The organism is Streptococcus sp. F0441 (genome assembly GCF_000314775.2).
Lineage (GTDB): Bacteria > Bacillota > Bacilli > Lactobacillales > Streptococcaceae > Streptococcus.
This window is the reverse complement of the sequence record NZ_KB373321.1, coordinates 370,156-385,568: the sequence shown is the minus strand read 5'-3', so window position 1 is coordinate 385,568 and position 15,413 is coordinate 370,156. Positions and strand designations below refer to the sequence as shown.

14 protein-coding genes are annotated in these 15,413 nt (G+C 40.5%); 2 read left to right on the top strand and 12 right to left on the bottom strand.

Translation table 11 applies throughout. The annotated features are described in order from the left end of the window. Positions 1-206 precede the first annotated feature (206 nt). Positions 207-2,618 carry a flavocytochrome c gene (locus tag HMPREF9188_RS01900; protein WP_009729712.1) on the bottom strand — a complete coding sequence of 804 codons (2,412 nt, stop codon included), beginning with the start codon at positions 2,616-2,618 and terminating at the stop codon, positions 207-209. 25 nt (positions 2,619-2,643) lie between these two features. Then, the gene (locus HMPREF9188_RS01895) at positions 2,644-3,252 is read right to left on the bottom strand and encodes an NADPH-dependent FMN reductase (RefSeq protein ID WP_000779600.1); all 609 of its coding nucleotides are present in this window, start codon (positions 3,250-3,252) and stop codon (positions 2,644-2,646) included. Between the two features lie 218 nt (positions 3,253-3,470). On the opposite strand from HMPREF9188_RS01895, the gene HMPREF9188_RS01890 reads away from it, so the two are divergent. Then, positions 3,471-4,670 carry an L-lactate MFS transporter gene (locus tag HMPREF9188_RS01890; protein WP_009729711.1) on the top strand — a complete coding sequence of 400 codons (1,200 nt, stop codon included), beginning with the start codon at positions 3,471-3,473 and terminating at the stop codon, positions 4,668-4,670. Between the two features lie 75 nt (positions 4,671-4,745). Then, positions 4,746-5,624 carry an AraC family transcriptional regulator gene (locus tag HMPREF9188_RS01885; protein ID WP_009729710.1) on the top strand — a complete coding sequence of 293 codons (879 nt, stop codon included), beginning with the start codon at positions 4,746-4,748 and terminating at the stop codon, positions 5,622-5,624. 492 nt (positions 5,625-6,116) lie between these two features. Here HMPREF9188_RS01885 and HMPREF9188_RS01880 read toward each other — a convergent pair whose 3' ends face one another. From HMPREF9188_RS01880 to HMPREF9188_RS01835, 10 genes are all read right to left on the bottom strand, one after another. Further along, on the bottom strand, positions 6,117-6,533 hold the full coding sequence (locus HMPREF9188_RS01880) for a GNAT family N-acetyltransferase (protein ID WP_000626619.1): 417 nt from the start codon (positions 6,531-6,533) through the stop codon (positions 6,117-6,119). An 11-nt stretch (positions 6,534-6,544) separates the two neighbouring features. Continuing rightward, the gene (locus HMPREF9188_RS01875) at positions 6,545-7,240 is read right to left on the bottom strand and encodes a GNAT family N-acetyltransferase (RefSeq protein WP_009729709.1); all 696 of its coding nucleotides are present in this window, start codon (positions 7,238-7,240) and stop codon (positions 6,545-6,547) included. 93 nt (positions 7,241-7,333) lie between these two features. After that, positions 7,334-7,753 (bottom strand): DUF3021 domain-containing protein, encoded by a 420-nt coding sequence (locus tag HMPREF9188_RS01870; protein ID WP_000825486.1) that lies wholly within the window; start codon positions 7,751-7,753, stop codon positions 7,334-7,336. A 9-nt stretch (positions 7,754-7,762) separates the two neighbouring features. Next, the gene (locus HMPREF9188_RS01865) at positions 7,763-8,218 is read right to left on the bottom strand and encodes a LytTR family DNA-binding domain-containing protein (RefSeq protein WP_009729708.1); all 456 of its coding nucleotides are present in this window, start codon (positions 8,216-8,218) and stop codon (positions 7,763-7,765) included. An 18-nt stretch (positions 8,219-8,236) separates the two neighbouring features. After that, entirely contained in the window at positions 8,237-9,079 is an 843-nt protein-coding gene (locus HMPREF9188_RS01860) for an ABC transporter permease (protein ID WP_009729707.1), read from the bottom strand. Beyond that, a complete protein-coding gene (locus HMPREF9188_RS01855; RefSeq protein ID WP_009729706.1) occupies positions 9,079-9,945 on the bottom strand; it encodes an ABC transporter ATP-binding protein in 867 nt (288 codons plus the stop codon). The genes HMPREF9188_RS01860 and HMPREF9188_RS01855 overlap by 1 nt, the downstream gene beginning before the upstream one ends. Positions 9,946-10,442: 497 nt before the next feature. After that, positions 10,443-10,856 carry a YjdF family protein gene (locus tag HMPREF9188_RS01850; RefSeq protein WP_009729705.1) on the bottom strand — a complete coding sequence of 138 codons (414 nt, stop codon included), beginning with the start codon at positions 10,854-10,856 and terminating at the stop codon, positions 10,443-10,445. Between the two features lie 274 nt (positions 10,857-11,130). Further along, positions 11,131-11,595 (bottom strand): IS200/IS605 family transposase, encoded by a 465-nt coding sequence (gene tnpA / locus HMPREF9188_RS01845; RefSeq protein WP_009729704.1) that lies wholly within the window; start codon positions 11,593-11,595, stop codon positions 11,131-11,133. A gap of 277 nt (positions 11,596-11,872) precedes the next feature. Beyond that, positions 11,873-14,374, bottom strand: coding sequence for a leucine--tRNA ligase (gene leuS / locus HMPREF9188_RS01840; protein ID WP_009729703.1), 2,502 nt, complete (start codon positions 14,372-14,374; stop codon positions 11,873-11,875). Between the two features lie 155 nt (positions 14,375-14,529). Next, positions 14,530-15,225 carry a histidine phosphatase family protein gene (locus HMPREF9188_RS01835; RefSeq protein ID WP_009729702.1) on the bottom strand — a complete coding sequence of 232 codons (696 nt, stop codon included), beginning with the start codon at positions 15,223-15,225 and terminating at the stop codon, positions 14,530-14,532. Positions 15,226-15,413: the final 188 nt, after the last annotated feature.

Sequence of the window (15,413 nt, the reverse complement as noted above, 5' to 3'; positions counted from 1 at the left end):
AAGAAAAGTTTAGGATTTCATTAAATAAAGGGTACTCAATGAAAATCGAAATCAGACTGGGCAGATAGACGCAAGCATAACTATGGTTAGCTAAGTCGACTCTAACGAAGGTTGATGAGATTTTCGAAGAGTATTAGGAGGTCTTTATTTAATGATTATATAATACACAAGGAGACTTAAAATTCCCTTAATTTTTAAATCCATTACTAACAATTTTCTTGAACAGCTGTTTGACCTGCAATACGTCCAAAAGTAAAGATATCCGTAAGCGAATTTCCTCCTAGACGGTTACCTGCATGGAGTCCACCTGCGACTTCTCCGGCAGCATACAAACCAGGAATAATCTGACCTTTTTCGTTCAAAACGTGTGTTGAAGTATCAATCTTGAGTCCACCCATTGTATGGTGAACGGCCGGTTTTCTCGGTGTTGCGTAAAATGGCGCAACCTCACACTTGAGATCAAAACTACCTTTATTAAATTCAGGATCAAAACCTGCATCTACATAGGAATTGTAATTCTTAATCGTTTCCACTAGAACTTGTGGATCCATACCAATCTGAACCGCCAACTCTTCTATCGTATCTGCACGATAGAGAGTTCCTGCCTTGACTTGGGCATCGATTTTTTCTTGGCTAGTGTTGTAGGCAGTTTCCTTGATGCGGTCATCCGCAATCAAGTAGAACAAGCCACCATTATCAATCGCCGCTTGAGATAGCTTGTCTCGACTACCGTACTCATCTACAAATCGCTTCCCTTGAGTATTTACCATGATGAAGTTAGCTGGAGGAACTTGAAGTCCTGAGAAGAGAGCTCCTGTCACTGGATCGGATACTGGCATCATTTGACTAAAGCCCATACCCACCAAATCTGCACCTACACTTTGACCTAAAAGAATACCATCCCCTGTTACAGCTGGTGTATTAGATGTGGCAATATCATCTGCAATTTCAGTCCAGTAGGTATTGTATTTTTGTAGCATCTTGGTATTGGCACCAAATCCTCCAGAAGCTAGAACAACAGCATCTGCATTGACAATGATGGTTTGACCGTTTCGACCTTCTGCTCTGACACCCTTGACAGCCCCTTCTTTTACAAGCAATTCTTTAACTGGAGAGTCAGTCAAAATCTTGCCACCATTTTCTAGAACATATTTTTGTAGGACAGATATAAAGGCATACCCCATTGGTTGAACCGGCTTATGACCACGACGCCAAAGGGCTCCAACTGGCATTGTCACTTCGCTACGAACAAATTCAACACCAATGTCTTCCAACCAACGAACAGACTCTAGGGCCCGTTCGGTTAAAACAGATACTAAATCGTATTGGCCATGAATTTCATTTCCTTGTAAATCTTTTCGTTTCCCACCGATATAGGTTTGGATACGGTAAAGTAATGTAGAGTCAAACAAATAGCTTGGATTCTGCAAATACTGCTCAACCTCAACTTTCAAGGCTCTAAAGTCCTCTAGATATTCTGGGTCAATCGTTGATTCATCTATCGCAATCAATTCTTGAAGCGTATGTGCCTCACCTGGATGAGCTGCGAAGGTTCCTTGCCATGCTGGATCTGGTGCATTCATTGGACCACCTGCACGAACAGTATTTCCTCCAATTGCTGGGAATTTCTCAACAATAATCGGCTTCTTACCAGCTTGTAAGACTGCAGCAGCCGCAGCTAAACCAGCTCCTCCACCTCCAACGATGACAACGTCTGCCTGATAGGTTTTATCTTCTTTATCTAGGGCAGATGGCGCTTTTGAACGCTTGCGTAAAACATCTGGATTTGCACCAGCTTGTTTGACCGCACGCGCAACTCCGTCCAAGACACCATTTGAAGTTACAGAAGCTCCTGACACCGCATCAACATTTAAGGTTTGTCCCTCAATGATTTCTGCTGGGATACGAGTAAAGACAACATCTGCGATTCCTGAAGATTCTCCAGAAGAATCGATTTCGATTTTTTCAATACGGTCCTCAGAAACCGTGACATCCATCGGCAATTTACCATTATGGCCTTCAGTTGTAACATGGTAAGTCCCCGGTTCAAATCGAACTTCTTCAGGAAGATTTAGTTGGTTTGCAACGGATACAAAGCGAAGGAAGCGATAAAAACAACTATCTAGGAAATCTACAGTTCGCTCCTCAATTAAATTTCCATTATCATCAAATGCTCGATGAGCTCGACCAAGTAAAAACTCACTGCCTGGCATAACTGTTGCATTTACTCCAGGAGCATCAAGAATCTGACGAAGATGAAGTTGGGCACGTGAAGAACCTTGAATATCATAGGAAGCTCCTACAATCATTGTCGGCTTTCCGTCTAGTGGATGAATGTTAAAAGACAACCACTCGAGCAAGCTATTCAAACTTGATGGAATCGTATGATTGTGCTCGGGTGTCGAGATAATGACACCATCAGCTTCTGAAATAGCTTGATTAAACTTCTGAATAATAGGTGTATCTGTTTGATCATCTGTTTCATTGAACATTGGTACATCTGTTATCTCTAAAATCTCAATATCCGCTTTCTGAGCAAAATGTCTTTTCATAAATTGCAACAGGTTGCGATTATAGGATTTTTTTGCATTAGTCCCAACTATAGCTACTAATTTCATTGACTCTTCTCCTTTCATTAATTCCCTAGGCTTTTAACCATTCTTCCCAGATGAATGATTTCTTACGATTTGTATCTTCAGGTTTTACTAAAGCTTTTGTTAGTTCAACAAAATTTTGAAACTCTGAAAAATGTTCTTCTAGTTCTGCAACCTTTTCAGGATTGTTCAAATGGCACTCATCATCCAGTACTTGCTCAGAATGACCTAGAAAGAACTCTGTACCAGGCATAACTCTCGCTTTAAGCTCCGGCGCATCTAAAATCTGACGTAAATGTGCCTGCGCTCTAGATGTTCCTAGCGAACCGAGAGAAGCACCTACAATCATAGTTGGTTTATTGATTAAGGCACGACTGGTATAGGCAATCCACTCCAAAGCAGAGGCCAAAGGTGCTGGTATCGTGTGATCGTACTCAGGTGTTGAAATAATCACACCATCTGCAGCAAGAATTTTTTCTGAAAAAGCTTGAACTTCAGCTGGCGCTTGCTTGTCCTCAGGTTCGTTAAATGCTGGCAATTGTTTGATTTCCAATACCTCAATGTCGGCTTTATCCGAAAAGTGCTTTTGCATAAATTTCAAGAGTTTCCGATTGGTTGAGCGATCCGAATTGGTTCCAACGATAGCAACTAGTTTCATCTTGGTACCCCTTTCATTTATTTAATCTACTTTCATTATACTACTTTAGAAAATCTTGTAAATCCTTGATAATGAAGATAGTGTTATTCTATCAGATTATCGTACCTTAGTACAAGTTCGTGAAAAAATTAACAAAATATCTTCGTAAACTATTGACCAGCTTCCTTAACTATGATATAGTCTTGGTGAAAAAATATACATTTAAGGAGGATGTTTTTATGAAAGAGACATTCAATCGTTGGAGGATTTTAGTCGCGTCTACAGCCATTCTTCTTTGCACAGGTGCCGTCTATTCCTTTTCTGTTTTTGCCGGACCACTTAGCAGTTCAACAGGCTGGTCCATGTCTGATATTATGTTAGCATTTGCTATCAACTCTGCAATCGGCCCTATCCCCATGATTCTTGGAGGTTATTTAGTTGACAAAGGTTATGTAAAATGGACCATCGCCCTCGGCGCTCTCCTATTTGCTAGCGGATTTTACTTAACCGGCTATGCCAATTCACCAGCCATGCTTTATTTGACCTATGGATTAATGGCCGGGCTTGGTCAAGGTTTTGCCTATTCGGGTGCCCTCTCCAATTCACTTCGCCTCTTCCCTGATAAACGTGGCTTGGCCTCTGGAATTCTGACAGGCGGCATGGGTTTTGCTGCAGTCATTGCTTCTCCAGTCGCAAGCAGTCTCATTCAACAACAAGATGCCTTCTTTGCCTTTCGGACAATTGGGCTAGTCTATATTCTTGTTATCATCTGTGCAATTTTCTTTATCAAGGCAGCTCCAAGCGGCTACCAACCAGCAGGCTGGAAAGCTCCAGTACAAACTAAGCAAGGACCTACTAATAAAAACTGGAAACAAATGCTACAAAGTCCTCTGTTTTACATTATCATTAGCATGTTCTTTGTTGGCGCCTTTTCTGGTTTGATGATTGCCTCTCAAGCATCACCAATCGGTCAATCAATGTTTGGACTCTCTGCAGGCACTGCAGCTCTCTATGTCTCTCTTTATTCAATCGCAAACTCTAGTGGTCGTTTTATCTGGGGATCACTTTCTGATAAAATTGGCCGTTCAAAGACCCTATTGATTATCTATTCTGTCATTGTCCTAGCTTTATTCTCCCTAACTATCGTCCCTGGTCAATTCGGGTTTACCTTAGGGATTATAGGGCTTGGTATCTGCTTTGGTGGTGTTATGGGGGTCTTCCCATCTATCGTCATGGAAAATTACGGTCCTGCAAATCAAGGGGTCAACTACGGTATCGTCTTCACTGGATATTCTTTAGCAGCATTTTTCGCTCCCAGAGTCGCTGTTCAAATGGCAATGGCTAATAATGGAAATTATAGTATAGCATTTTATGTAGCTATCACTTTGGCCTTTATTGGTCTTGTACTTACTATTTTTTATATGAAAAAGAAAGCTTAAAGCCAGAAAACTTCCTAGATAAGGAAGTTTTTTTGGTATAATAAAAGTAGTAATAGTATATTGGGAGGATTTACCATGGCAGACCGTTCACGTTTCTTACGAGATAGCCCATCTGACTTCCCATATGATTTTGAAAAACAAATCTTATCCAAAAAGTCACCTGACACAATCTATCATTGTCATCCTGAACTAGAGATTATTTACGTTACAAAGGGTTCTGCCATCGTTCATATCAACTCAGAACGCTTTGAAAGTCGTGAAGGAGATATTTTTCTTATCCAACCGACCTCTCTCCATGCTATCTATTCTCACAAAGATCAAGAACTATTTTCTACCAGCTTTCGGATTCATCTAGATTATCTTGGTAGAAGTCAAATTGACAGTTTTAGCCAACGCTATATTCAACCCCTCCACTCTGGCCACTTTTGCCTCACTCCTCGAATATCATCAGGCGATAAAGCTTATGATCAAATTCAATCCTGCCTTCTTTCCCTCTTTTCTATCCTTGAAGAAAGAGGCATATACTACGATCTACTCATAAAGTCTAAACTATACGAATTGCTTCATCTTCTCTTTAAGTATCGATATGTCAATCGACACTATACAGATGATACCTACCAAAAATACCAAAAACTAAAAGAAGTGATTTGCTACCTTGAACAGCACTATGCAGAACCCATTCATATCGAACAACTAGCTGCAACATTTGGATATAGTAAAAATCACTTTATGAGTATTTTTAAGCAACATACTGGAGCCAGTTGTATGGACTACCTGCTCCAGTTACGTCTTGAAAAATCCTGTGAGAAACTCGTCCAAACCAACCTCAGCATTCAAGAAATTGCAAGCCAGGTCGGTTTCACCAACCTTTCAAACTTCAACCGTCAATTTAAGCAGCACTATCACTTAACACCTAGACAGTATCGAAATCAACAACTTAAAAAGAAAACATGATTCTTTCTCCTTAGTCTTTTCTAAGGAGTTTTTTCAAACAAAAAAGCCACCTGATTGGGTGGCTTCTTTAGGGAGATTATTATGAAAAAGAAAAGTTTAGGATTTCATTAAATAAAGTTAGGAGGTCTTTATTTAATGATTATATAATACAAGATGAATCTTAAAGCTAACTTAATTTTTTCTCTGATTTATCATTTTTTTAAAAATTTTTTTCGAATGGAATTTTCCTCTCCAAGCCATAAAAAAGCCACCTGATTGGGTGACTTCTTTAGGAGATTATGATGAAAAAGAAAAGTTTGGGATTTCATTAAATAAAGGGTACTCAATGAAAATCGAAATCAGACTAGGCAGATAGACGCAAGCATAACTATGGTTAGCTAAGTCGACTCTAACGAAGGTTGATGAGATTTTCGAAAAGTATTAGGAGGTCTTTATCTAATAACTATATAATACACGAGGAGACTTAAACTTTACTTAATAAAAAATAATTTTTTATCTTTTTCGATCCACCCAAATCATTCCTGTGCAATCATAAGTAGATAGGGTTTCAAAGCCCAAGGAACGATAAAATCCCAAGTTTTTATCTGTTTGGTCTGTCACCAGTTGGACTTGATAGGCATCTTTATAATCACCTAAAGCCTCTTTCATCAAGTCGCTACCAATCCCTTGGCGCTGATAGCTAGGCAAAACGATCAAATCATGGACAAAAATAGATGAAAAACCATCTCCGACCAAACGGACCAAGCCAACCACGGCATCTCCATCACGTGCCAAATAAATCGCTAATGAGTGAGACAAGGCCTTCTCCAACATTTGGGGTTGATGTGTATAATTTGTCCATCCAACTGCCTGATAGAGATGCAAAACATCTTCTAACTTGACAACTTCTTGCTTTCTCACGCTAATCATGTCATCACCTCTTAGAACTCTCTCAAGCTCTTGTACTGCCGTCCATTTTTATCAAAATTTTCAGGAGCCAACCATGTTTCCAAACGAGCTTTAACTTGAGGCCAGTCCTTATCAATCATAGCGAGCCAATCCGTATCCCTCGTGCGCCCCTTATAAACAACTGCCTGGCGGAAGGTTCCTTCATAGATAAAGCCCAAACGTTCCGCAGCTCGTCTTGATGGCAGATTTAGAGCATCGCATTTCCACTCATAGCGACGATAGTTAAGCTCTTCAAAAACATAGCGAGCTAGGAGATATTGAGCCTCTGTCCCTATACGTGTTCCCCTGAGTTCTGGAGAAAAAGTGACAGCTCCCACTTCTATTACTCGGTTATTCTGGTCAATGCGCATGAGAGAAAAAGTTCCCAAAGCCTTACCAGTTGCCTTGTCTATAATCGCATAGTAAAAACGGTCCTTACGAGCCAACATCTGATTTAAGACGGTAACCAGTTCCTCCATATCTGCCACTGGCTCCTGAAAGAGGTAGGTCCACATCTCCCGAGGAGTATCGGGTCCATAAACAGCTAGCAAATCCTCTTCATGCTTTTCCACCGAAAGAGCCTCTATCCGAGCGTAGCGTCCTTCTAAGAAATCAATGGAAGGCAATTCACCTGGTGTATAACCTTCCATTGACTCACCAATTATCTGACCATATTCGTTTACTGGCATTGTTTTCTCCTTGTTTTACGCTGAAAATACTATATCATAATTTGCTCTATATGGAAACTAGCACTCTCCCCAAACCTCATCCTCAACACTACATTAGTGATTCGTTTTCTTTCTTTTATCTTCTAAGGCTTGATTAATTCGTTGAGTGAGCTTGTGAGTTTGCCAGATCTGGTACAACCATATCAGTCCATAAATTAACAAGAAAAAGAACCAAAGCAAGGGACTCAACAATGCTGAACCCCAGCCAAAAAATAAGTAGGTCAATACTAAAATAGTAGCTGTCGCTAACAAATGAACTCCTACACGCATACTATAAGCAAGAAACTCTAGTCTTTCAAGGATTAAGGTCAATACCCCCATAATTCCACTCATCAAAAACAAAGCTAGAATATTTTTTGTCGTTGGTGCGGGATAGGTAATACCTGAATAAAACTGAGCCAATAACACCAAACTCAAATAAACAAAGGAGGCCGTCCGCATTCCCGATACAAAATAAGCAATCAATCGCTTCATGATTTTCTCCTATAAACCTAGATAATCCATTAAGGACTTAACGTATTTCCGACTCACACTAGATTTGATACCCCGAGTCATCTTAGCCATCATGTTTCCTGAAAAACTATCCGATAATGACTCTAGATGGTCAATATTTATAATTGAATGACGTGATATCTGTATAAAGTTACGCCGGTTAATCCGATTCTGAAAGTTTGTCAATGTTTCCTTAGTTTTATAAATCCCGTCTACCGTATAAATGGTCAACAAATTTTTATCGATATCTGCTAGAATAAGATCCTCAATTTTCACCATAACCAGATGATCATCCGTTCGAATAGGAATGACCACCTGATTAGTCGTTGAAAATTGTTCTAAATACTCCATGACTTCTCTTGCTTGGTCGGTTAACTGAGCTGCCTGAATTAAAATGTGTGGGTCTTTTTCTGAAAACTCTGTCTTCATTTCAAAACGAATCTTCATTTTCTCTCCAATACATCTTTATTTTCTCTTGCTAAACACTTTAACAAATAAAATCCAAAGAAGAATAGCGACGAGACTGATAATAACCACTATAAAGTATGTTTCTTCCTTTGTCAATAGTTCTTGCCAGTTGATTTGGATTCCCATTTTTTCTTGAAATTCCTGTAACAGACCGCTATTTCCTGTAAATGTGGTCTCTAATGGCTCTTTCATTAAGACTTGTCGATAGAGAGAAGCAATATAAGTTGCAGGGGTACACTTCATGATAATCTGTGCAAAATCAGGTAATACTCCAATAGGGACATAAGTTCCTACTAAAAATCCAGAAGCAGTCCCCACTATAGTTGCCAGTTTGCCAAGGCTATCTACAGATTGAAAACGGTAAATCAAGAGAACATTTACCAAACTTGAAATCAGACTGCTTAATAACATAATCAAAGCGATTTCCGGTAAATGACTGATAACTGGACTTTCTTTAAAATAAAGGCTCATAACAGCAAACATAAACACCTGCATGACAAAAGAAATGATAATACTGCTGATTAGATAGGACGCCTGTAAGCCCCAGCTACCTAAATCTGTCAAGAAGAGATCTTGATCTACTTGATTTTCACGATCCTGTACCATTTGTGTAAGAGCCGTAAAACTGGTTGTAATCCCAGTCACAGCCAAGGTCCCACCCATCAGCCAGTTGTTTAAAAGTTTCGTATTATCAGGGAGTTGGGACCAAGCATCCGTCAAGTTCTTCTGCAAAAAAATGATATAAAGGAGGAAGGAAATCAATGCCCCCAATAATGAGAAAAATACTCCCGAACGATTACGAAAATATAAGATAAAATTCCGTTTCAATAAAGCTAGCATTAGCGAACCTCTCTTCCTGTAAGTGCAATAAAGGCATCATCCATAGTACCTGGACGAAACTCAAAAGAATCAATTTCTTCTCGAACTTTTGCCAAATATTCAATGGCTTCCTGTGACGTCCTTGGATAAAAAAGATATTCCAACTCGTTTTCTTCCTCTACTGTCATTCCAGTCTGTAGCAACTTTTCTAAATCCTTCATTTCCTTAAAACGAATTTTTAGGATATTAGATGCATACTGACTTTTGATAGCAGTCGCAGAACCTTGCGCAATCACTTTCCCATGATCAACGATATAGATCTGATCCGCTTCATCTGCTTCATCCAGATAATGAGTCGTTAAAATAATGGTCATCCCTTCATCCTTTTGTAGTCGATACAGTAGATCCCAGATGGATTTGCGAGTCTGAATATCAAGACCTGTCGTTGGTTCATCCAAGAAAAGAATATCTGGTCGCGAAAGAAGAGCACGCGCAATATCAACCCGACGTTTTTGCCCACCTGACAAAGTTCCATAGAGTTGTTTCTGGAAAGCAGTCAAACCCAGTTGATGAATCAAATCATCCACACGACTTGCTGCAATCTCCTTATACTGTTGAGCACGAATCGTGAGATTTTCCCTAACCGTCAACATCTCATCCAGTACACTAGCTTGAAAAACAACTCCAATTTTCGTATTTGGCGCATATCGAATCTGACCTTGTGTCGGATTTTTCAAACCGATTAACATGGAAATGGTGGTTGATTTCCCTGCACCATTGGGTCCCAAAATAGCATTGAAACTTCCTTTTTCAAACTCTAACTGAATATCATCGACAGCCATATGATTACCGTACCGTTTAGTCAAATGTTTAGCTTGTAAAATCATATTTTCCCCTCCTCTTTACCACACTAGTTTAACAAAAAGTATGAAAGAAAAATCGACTTTTGAGATAAGCAGTTAAAATGAAAGGACAAGTGGTAAAATAATGGGGGTTAAGTTACAGTGGTGCAGACTGCAACCGTTTTTCTTCTATCGAATCACTAGAGGAAGTTTAAAATCACTTATAACCACACATTATATTTTTAAACATGCGCTATAAAAGAGGTGTTTTATAGCATCCGGCAGAAAAATCCAAGAGTCAATAGTATTGTTCTCACCAAATCAAACAATAAAAAATGAATCAGAAATCATGGCACACACTCCCTTCTAGTAAAATGAAAATGCTGAATGGGGCAGGATTGAATTTGAAGCAAGCAAGTATGGTCCTGAATTTGAAACTGCCATTAACGATAAGTCTATCTAATAGGAAAGAAATCTTCAATACAAGCAAAAACAGCTCTTGTTATCCAAGAAGAGCTGTTCTATTTTATGAAAGAGAATCACTAGTGCCCCTTGTGCTTCTCTTTACGTTTTTGCTGTTTGCGTTCAAATTTCTCTTGCTTGAGCAATTGCTTTTGGAGACTAGACTGTTGTTTTGAATGCTTTTTTCGTTCCTCGTACTGCAACTGTAAAAGCTCTTGTGACTTAGAAGAAACTTTCTGCTTCACCTGTTTCTTTACAGCTCGCTGCAAACGCTTCGGATTCTTAATCTTCACATGCTGTTTGATTGTTGCCTCTGGACTAAAAGATAACCGAACAAACTGAGTCTGTAAAAGTTTCAAAATTTCATCCTCTTTTGGTTCCTGACCAAATGTCACTCGACAAACTTGATAAGTTTCCTCATACTCTTGTTCAAACAATCCATGCCAAAATCCATCTTCAAAATAAACTGTCAAGCCAATTGAAACGATTTCCATGACAGCACCTCCTTAAATCTATCCCTAAGAATGGACAACCAAGGAGGAAGGTTACTGGTAGGCTTGCCTACGTCTGGACTACCAACCAGAACTGTGTTTTTATCTTAGTTGGGACTATTATAGCATAATCCAATCATAACCACCCGTCTAACGGGTGGTTTGCACCAGGGCTATAAGCCCAAATCACCAGTCAGCGCCTAAAGACGCTGGCTTTCACGTTGTTCAAGCCTCATTGCTCTTGACTCGTCACTTGCCTCTTAAAGAGACCTTGGTACTACTTACCACCATCCCTAAAGGGATCCTCATATTCTTTTACACTTAATTTATCTAGTGCTATATCATGCTTTTCCTGCTCTTGAATATATTTCTTTATTGTGGCTTCATTAAGTCCTACTGTACTTACATAATAACCTTCTGCCCAAAAATGTCGGTTCCCAAACTTGTACTTGAGATTGGCGTGTTTGTCAAACATCATGAGTGCACTTTTGCCTTTTAAATAACCCATGAAACTTGAAACACTTATCCTTGGTGGAATACTTACTAACATATGTACATGATCAGGCATTAAGTGTCCTTCGATAATTTCAACACCTTTATAACTACATAATCGGTGGAATATTTCTCCCAAACTACTTCGATATTGATTATAAATGATTTTTCGTCTATACTTAGGGGGGAACACAATGTGATATTTATACATCCACTTTGTGTGTGATAAACTATGTGCCTTTTGTGCCATATTTTTCTCCTTTCGCTTTACAATTGGCTTGAACACCTTATTGTATCGCGTTTGGAGTTTTTTTGGTATAACCTTCGACGCGCACCCGCATAGCGGGTGGTTTATTGGTCTCGCACCTTACGGAGCGAGACGGACTAATAGTCACACAAATTTAAAAATCCTCCAGATTCTACTCTGAAGGATTCCTATCTTATTTCACAACGATATTAACCAATTTAGTTGGCTTCAAAATAGTCCAATGGACTATTGAAGGTGGCAGATAGAGCTAATAAACTCGTTATTTAACGACGATATTAACGAGTTTGTTAGGTACCGCAATCACCTTCACGATTTCCTTACCGTCAATTTCTGCTTTGACTTTTTCGTCAGCAAAAGCAATTTCTTGCAATTCTTCACGTGACAGGTCTTTAGCGACCATGAGTTTGGCACGGACTTTTCCTTTGATTTGGACGACGATTTCGATTTCGTCTTCAACCAATTTGCTTTCGTCCCATGTCGGCCAAGTCACGTAAGAGATAGACTCACCTGTTGCAGCAACAGTTTGCCAGAGTTCTTCTGCCAAGTGAGGTGCAAATGGGGCAATCAATTGGATAAAGCCTTTAGCATAGTCCACATAGAGTTTGTCTTCCTTATTAGCCGAGTTGACAAAGACCATGAGTTGGGCAATGGCTGTGTTGAATTTCATGGATTCGATTTGCTCAGTGACAGCTTTAACTGTTTCATTGTAAACCTTGTCAAGAGCACCATTGTTTTCCGCAGCGATTTCTTTACTTGTAATCAAACGGTAAACACGGTCGAGGAATTTACGGCTTCCTTCCAAACCTTCTTCTGACCAAGCGATTGAAGCATCAAGTGGTCCCATGAACATTTCATAGACACGAAGGGTATCAGCACCGTATTGTTCCACTACGTCGTCTGGGTTGACAACGTTCTTGAGAGATTTAGACATCTTGGCTGGTGCTTGCTCCAACTCTTCTCCTGTTTCCACATGGAAGAAAGAACCGTCACGTTTTTCAACCTTATCAGTTGCCACAAGAGCCCCACGGTGGTCACGGTAGCTTGTTCCCAAAATCATTCCTTGGTTAAAGAGTTTTTGGAATGGCTCTTTCGTAGGAACAACACCGAGGTCATAGAGGAATTTATGCCAGAAACGAGCGTAAAGCAAGTGAAGAACGGCATGCTCTGCACCACCCACGTAGATATCTACTGGCAACCATTGTTTGAGAAGGTCCTCATCAGCCAATTTCTCAGTATTGTGTGGGTCAATATAACGGAGGTAGTACCAGCTTGAACCAGCCCATTGCGGCATAGTGTTTGTTTCACGACGACCTTTGACACCATCTTCACGAGTCACTTCTAGCCAGTCGGTCAAGTTAGCCAATGGGCTTTCCCCAGTACCTGAAGGGCGGATATCCTTGGTTACAGGCAAAACAAGTGGCAATTCACTTTCTGGAACAGCTGTTGAAGTCCCATCTTCCCAATGAATGATTGGGATTGGCTCACCCCAGTAACGTTGACGACTAAAGAGCCAGTCGCGGAGACGGTAGGTAACCTTCTCTTGACCACAACCTTTTTCTTCCAACCAAGCTACAATTTTAGCAATCGCTTCTTCTTTGTTAAGGCCATCTAGGAAGTCTGAATTGACATGAAGACCATCTTCAGTATAGGCAGCTTCTTCTACATTTCCACCTTCAAGCACTTCTACGATTGGAAGATCAAATTGTTTGGCAAATTCCCAGTCACGTTGGTCGTGGGCTGGAACAGCCATTACCGCGCCTGTACCATAGCTAGCAAGAACATAGTCGGCAATCCAGATTGGAATTTCTTTGCCATTGACAGGGTTGATGGCATAAGCACCCGTCCAAACCCCTGTTTTTTCCTTGGCAAGGTCGGTACGAGCCAAGTCTGACTTGAGGCTAGCTTGGTGTTTGTAGTCTGCTACGGCTTCAGCCTGGTCTGGACTGACGATAGCATCTACCAAATCATGCTCAGGCGCCAATACAGTGAAAGTCGCACCGAAAAGCGTATCAGGACGAGTGGTAAAGACGGTAAATTCCTTGTCAGTCCCTTTCACTTTGAAAGTTACATTAGCACCAGTTGACTTACCAATCCAGTTGCGTTGCATGTCCTTGATAGACTCTGGCCAATCAAGTTCATCTAAGTCATTAAGCAAGCGCTCTGCGTAGGCCGTGATTTTGAGCATCCATTGGCGCATTGGTTTGCGGACAACTGGATAGCCTCCACGCTCAGAAGTTCCATCAGGAAGGACCTCTTCGTTGGCAATGGCCGTTCCCAATTCTTCCACCCAGTTTACTGGTACTTCGGCTTCATAAGCCAATCCTTTTTCGTAAAGTTTGGTGAAAATCCACTGAGTCCATTTGTAGTAGTTTGGATCTGTTGTGTTGACTTCACGATCCCAGTCATAAGAGAATCCAAGTGCATTGATTTGACGTTTGAAGTTGGCAATGTTTTCCGCTGTAAATTCTGCTGGGTCATTCCCCGTATCCATAGCGTATTGCTCTGCAGGCAAACCAAAGGCATCCCATCCCATTGGGTGAAGGACGTTGTATCCTTGCGCACGTTTGTAACGGCTGAGGATATCGGTTGCTGTATAACCTTCTGGGTGTCCTACGTGCAATCCAGCTCCTGATGGATATGGGAACATATCGAGAGCATAAAACTTCGGTTTTGATGCGTCTGTTCCTGTCTTAAATGTATGATGTTCTGCCCAGTAGCCCTGCCACTTAGGCTCAATTTCTTTATGATTGTAAAAACTCATGCTATTTCTCCAATTTTATGATGTTACTATTATACCATTTTTGGGGGAATTTGAAAGACGAGAAATGTTCTTTTAGACTTGGATAACAAGAAATACTGAGTCACAAATCCAACTTATTTAACAGGAAAAAATTAGCTCCTAATCGGAGCTAACTTCTATTGATTATTTGTCTCTTCCATCTTCTCACGCCCTAGTTCTCGGTAACTACGGTCACCAACAACTTCTACGCTAAACTGACCGTTCTCGTATTCTAGAATGGTCACACTACCATTATCTAGACCATGCGGATGCATGCCATTAATGAGATAAACCATCGTACCAATGGTCATCCCGTGGCTAACAACCAAGGCATTCCCGCCACCTTGTTCTTCCATTTCTTTAGCAATATCTTCAAAGCCTTCCTTGATTCGACCACTGAGTTTTTCCCAACCTTCAGCCCAGCCTGCTGTATCAACCTCTACCAAACCTTCTGCTAGTTCTGCATAGGACAACTGATGAACATGGTCTACATTGAAAATTCTCGGAATCAATCCCATAAAGAGGTCCCCATCATAGGCCCCATCAAAACTACCAAAGCACCACTCACGGATTCGCTTGTCCATGCGGTAAGGGATTTTCCCCTGCAGGCCAAGTTCATCTAGGATAATTCCCATGGTTTGAATAGTGCGACCTGAATCACTGGAATAAGCGCGGTCAAACTGCAGGCCAGACTCTCTCAAGCCAATTCCCAGTTCATGGATTCCCAACTCACCTTCTGCAGTCAGAGGTGTATCACTCCATCCTTGAGCACGTCCAATGGTGTTAAACATCGTTTTCCCATGACGGACCAAGTACAATCTTACTTTAGACATTTTCTATCCTCCATTTTCTTCTATTATATCATGGATCAAAGAAATATTCGGCTTTCAAAAGCAAAGCCAACATTTGTAAATTATCCAAAAGAAAAGCCACCCATATCGGTAGCTTCTGCAGGAGATTATTATGAAAAAGTTTAGGATTTCTATTAAACAAAGTTAGGAGGTCTTCATTTAATGATTAT

What these genes read in the sequence shown, in the direction of transcription:
- HMPREF9188_RS01900 (WP_009729712.1), bottom strand. Translation starts at nt 2,618, where the DNA reads ATGAAATTAGTAGCTATAGTTGGGACTAATGCAAAAAAATCCTATAAT.
- HMPREF9188_RS01895 (WP_000779600.1), bottom strand. Translation starts at nt 3,252, where the DNA reads ATGAAACTAGTTGCTATCGTTGGAACCAATTCGGATCGCTCAACCAAT.
- HMPREF9188_RS01890 (WP_009729711.1), top strand. Translation starts at nt 3,471, where the DNA reads ATGAAAGAGACATTCAATCGTTGGAGGATTTTAGTCGCGTCTACAGCC.
- HMPREF9188_RS01885 (WP_009729710.1), top strand. Translation starts at nt 4,746, where the DNA reads ATGGCAGACCGTTCACGTTTCTTACGAGATAGCCCATCTGACTTCCCA.
- HMPREF9188_RS01880 (WP_000626619.1), bottom strand. Translation starts at nt 6,533, where the DNA reads ATGATTAGCGTGAGAAAGCAAGAAGTTGTCAAGTTAGAAGATGTTTTG.
- HMPREF9188_RS01875 (WP_009729709.1), bottom strand. Translation starts at nt 7,240, where the DNA reads ATGCCAGTAAACGAATATGGTCAGATAATTGGTGAGTCAATGGAAGGT.
- HMPREF9188_RS01870 (WP_000825486.1), bottom strand. Translation starts at nt 7,753, where the DNA reads ATGAAGCGATTGATTGCTTATTTTGTATCGGGAATGCGGACGGCCTCC.
- HMPREF9188_RS01865 (WP_009729708.1), bottom strand. Translation starts at nt 8,218, where the DNA reads ATGAAGATTCGTTTTGAAATGAAGACAGAGTTTTCAGAAAAAGACCCA.
- HMPREF9188_RS01860 (WP_009729707.1), bottom strand. Translation starts at nt 9,079, where the DNA reads ATGCTAGCTTTATTGAAACGGAATTTTATCTTATATTTTCGTAATCGT.
- HMPREF9188_RS01855 (WP_009729706.1), bottom strand. Translation starts at nt 9,945, where the DNA reads ATGATTTTACAAGCTAAACATTTGACTAAACGGTACGGTAATCATATG.
- HMPREF9188_RS01850 (WP_009729705.1), bottom strand. Translation starts at nt 10,856, where the DNA reads ATGGAAATCGTTTCAATTGGCTTGACAGTTTATTTTGAAGATGGATTT.
- tnpA (WP_009729704.1), bottom strand. Translation starts at nt 11,595, where the DNA reads ATGGCACAAAAGGCACATAGTTTATCACACACAAAGTGGATGTATAAA.
- leuS (WP_009729703.1), bottom strand. Translation starts at nt 14,374, where the DNA reads ATGAGTTTTTACAATCATAAAGAAATTGAGCCTAAGTGGCAGGGCTAC.
- HMPREF9188_RS01835 (WP_009729702.1), bottom strand. Translation starts at nt 15,225, where the DNA reads ATGTCTAAAGTAAGATTGTACTTGGTCCGTCATGGGAAAACGATGTTT.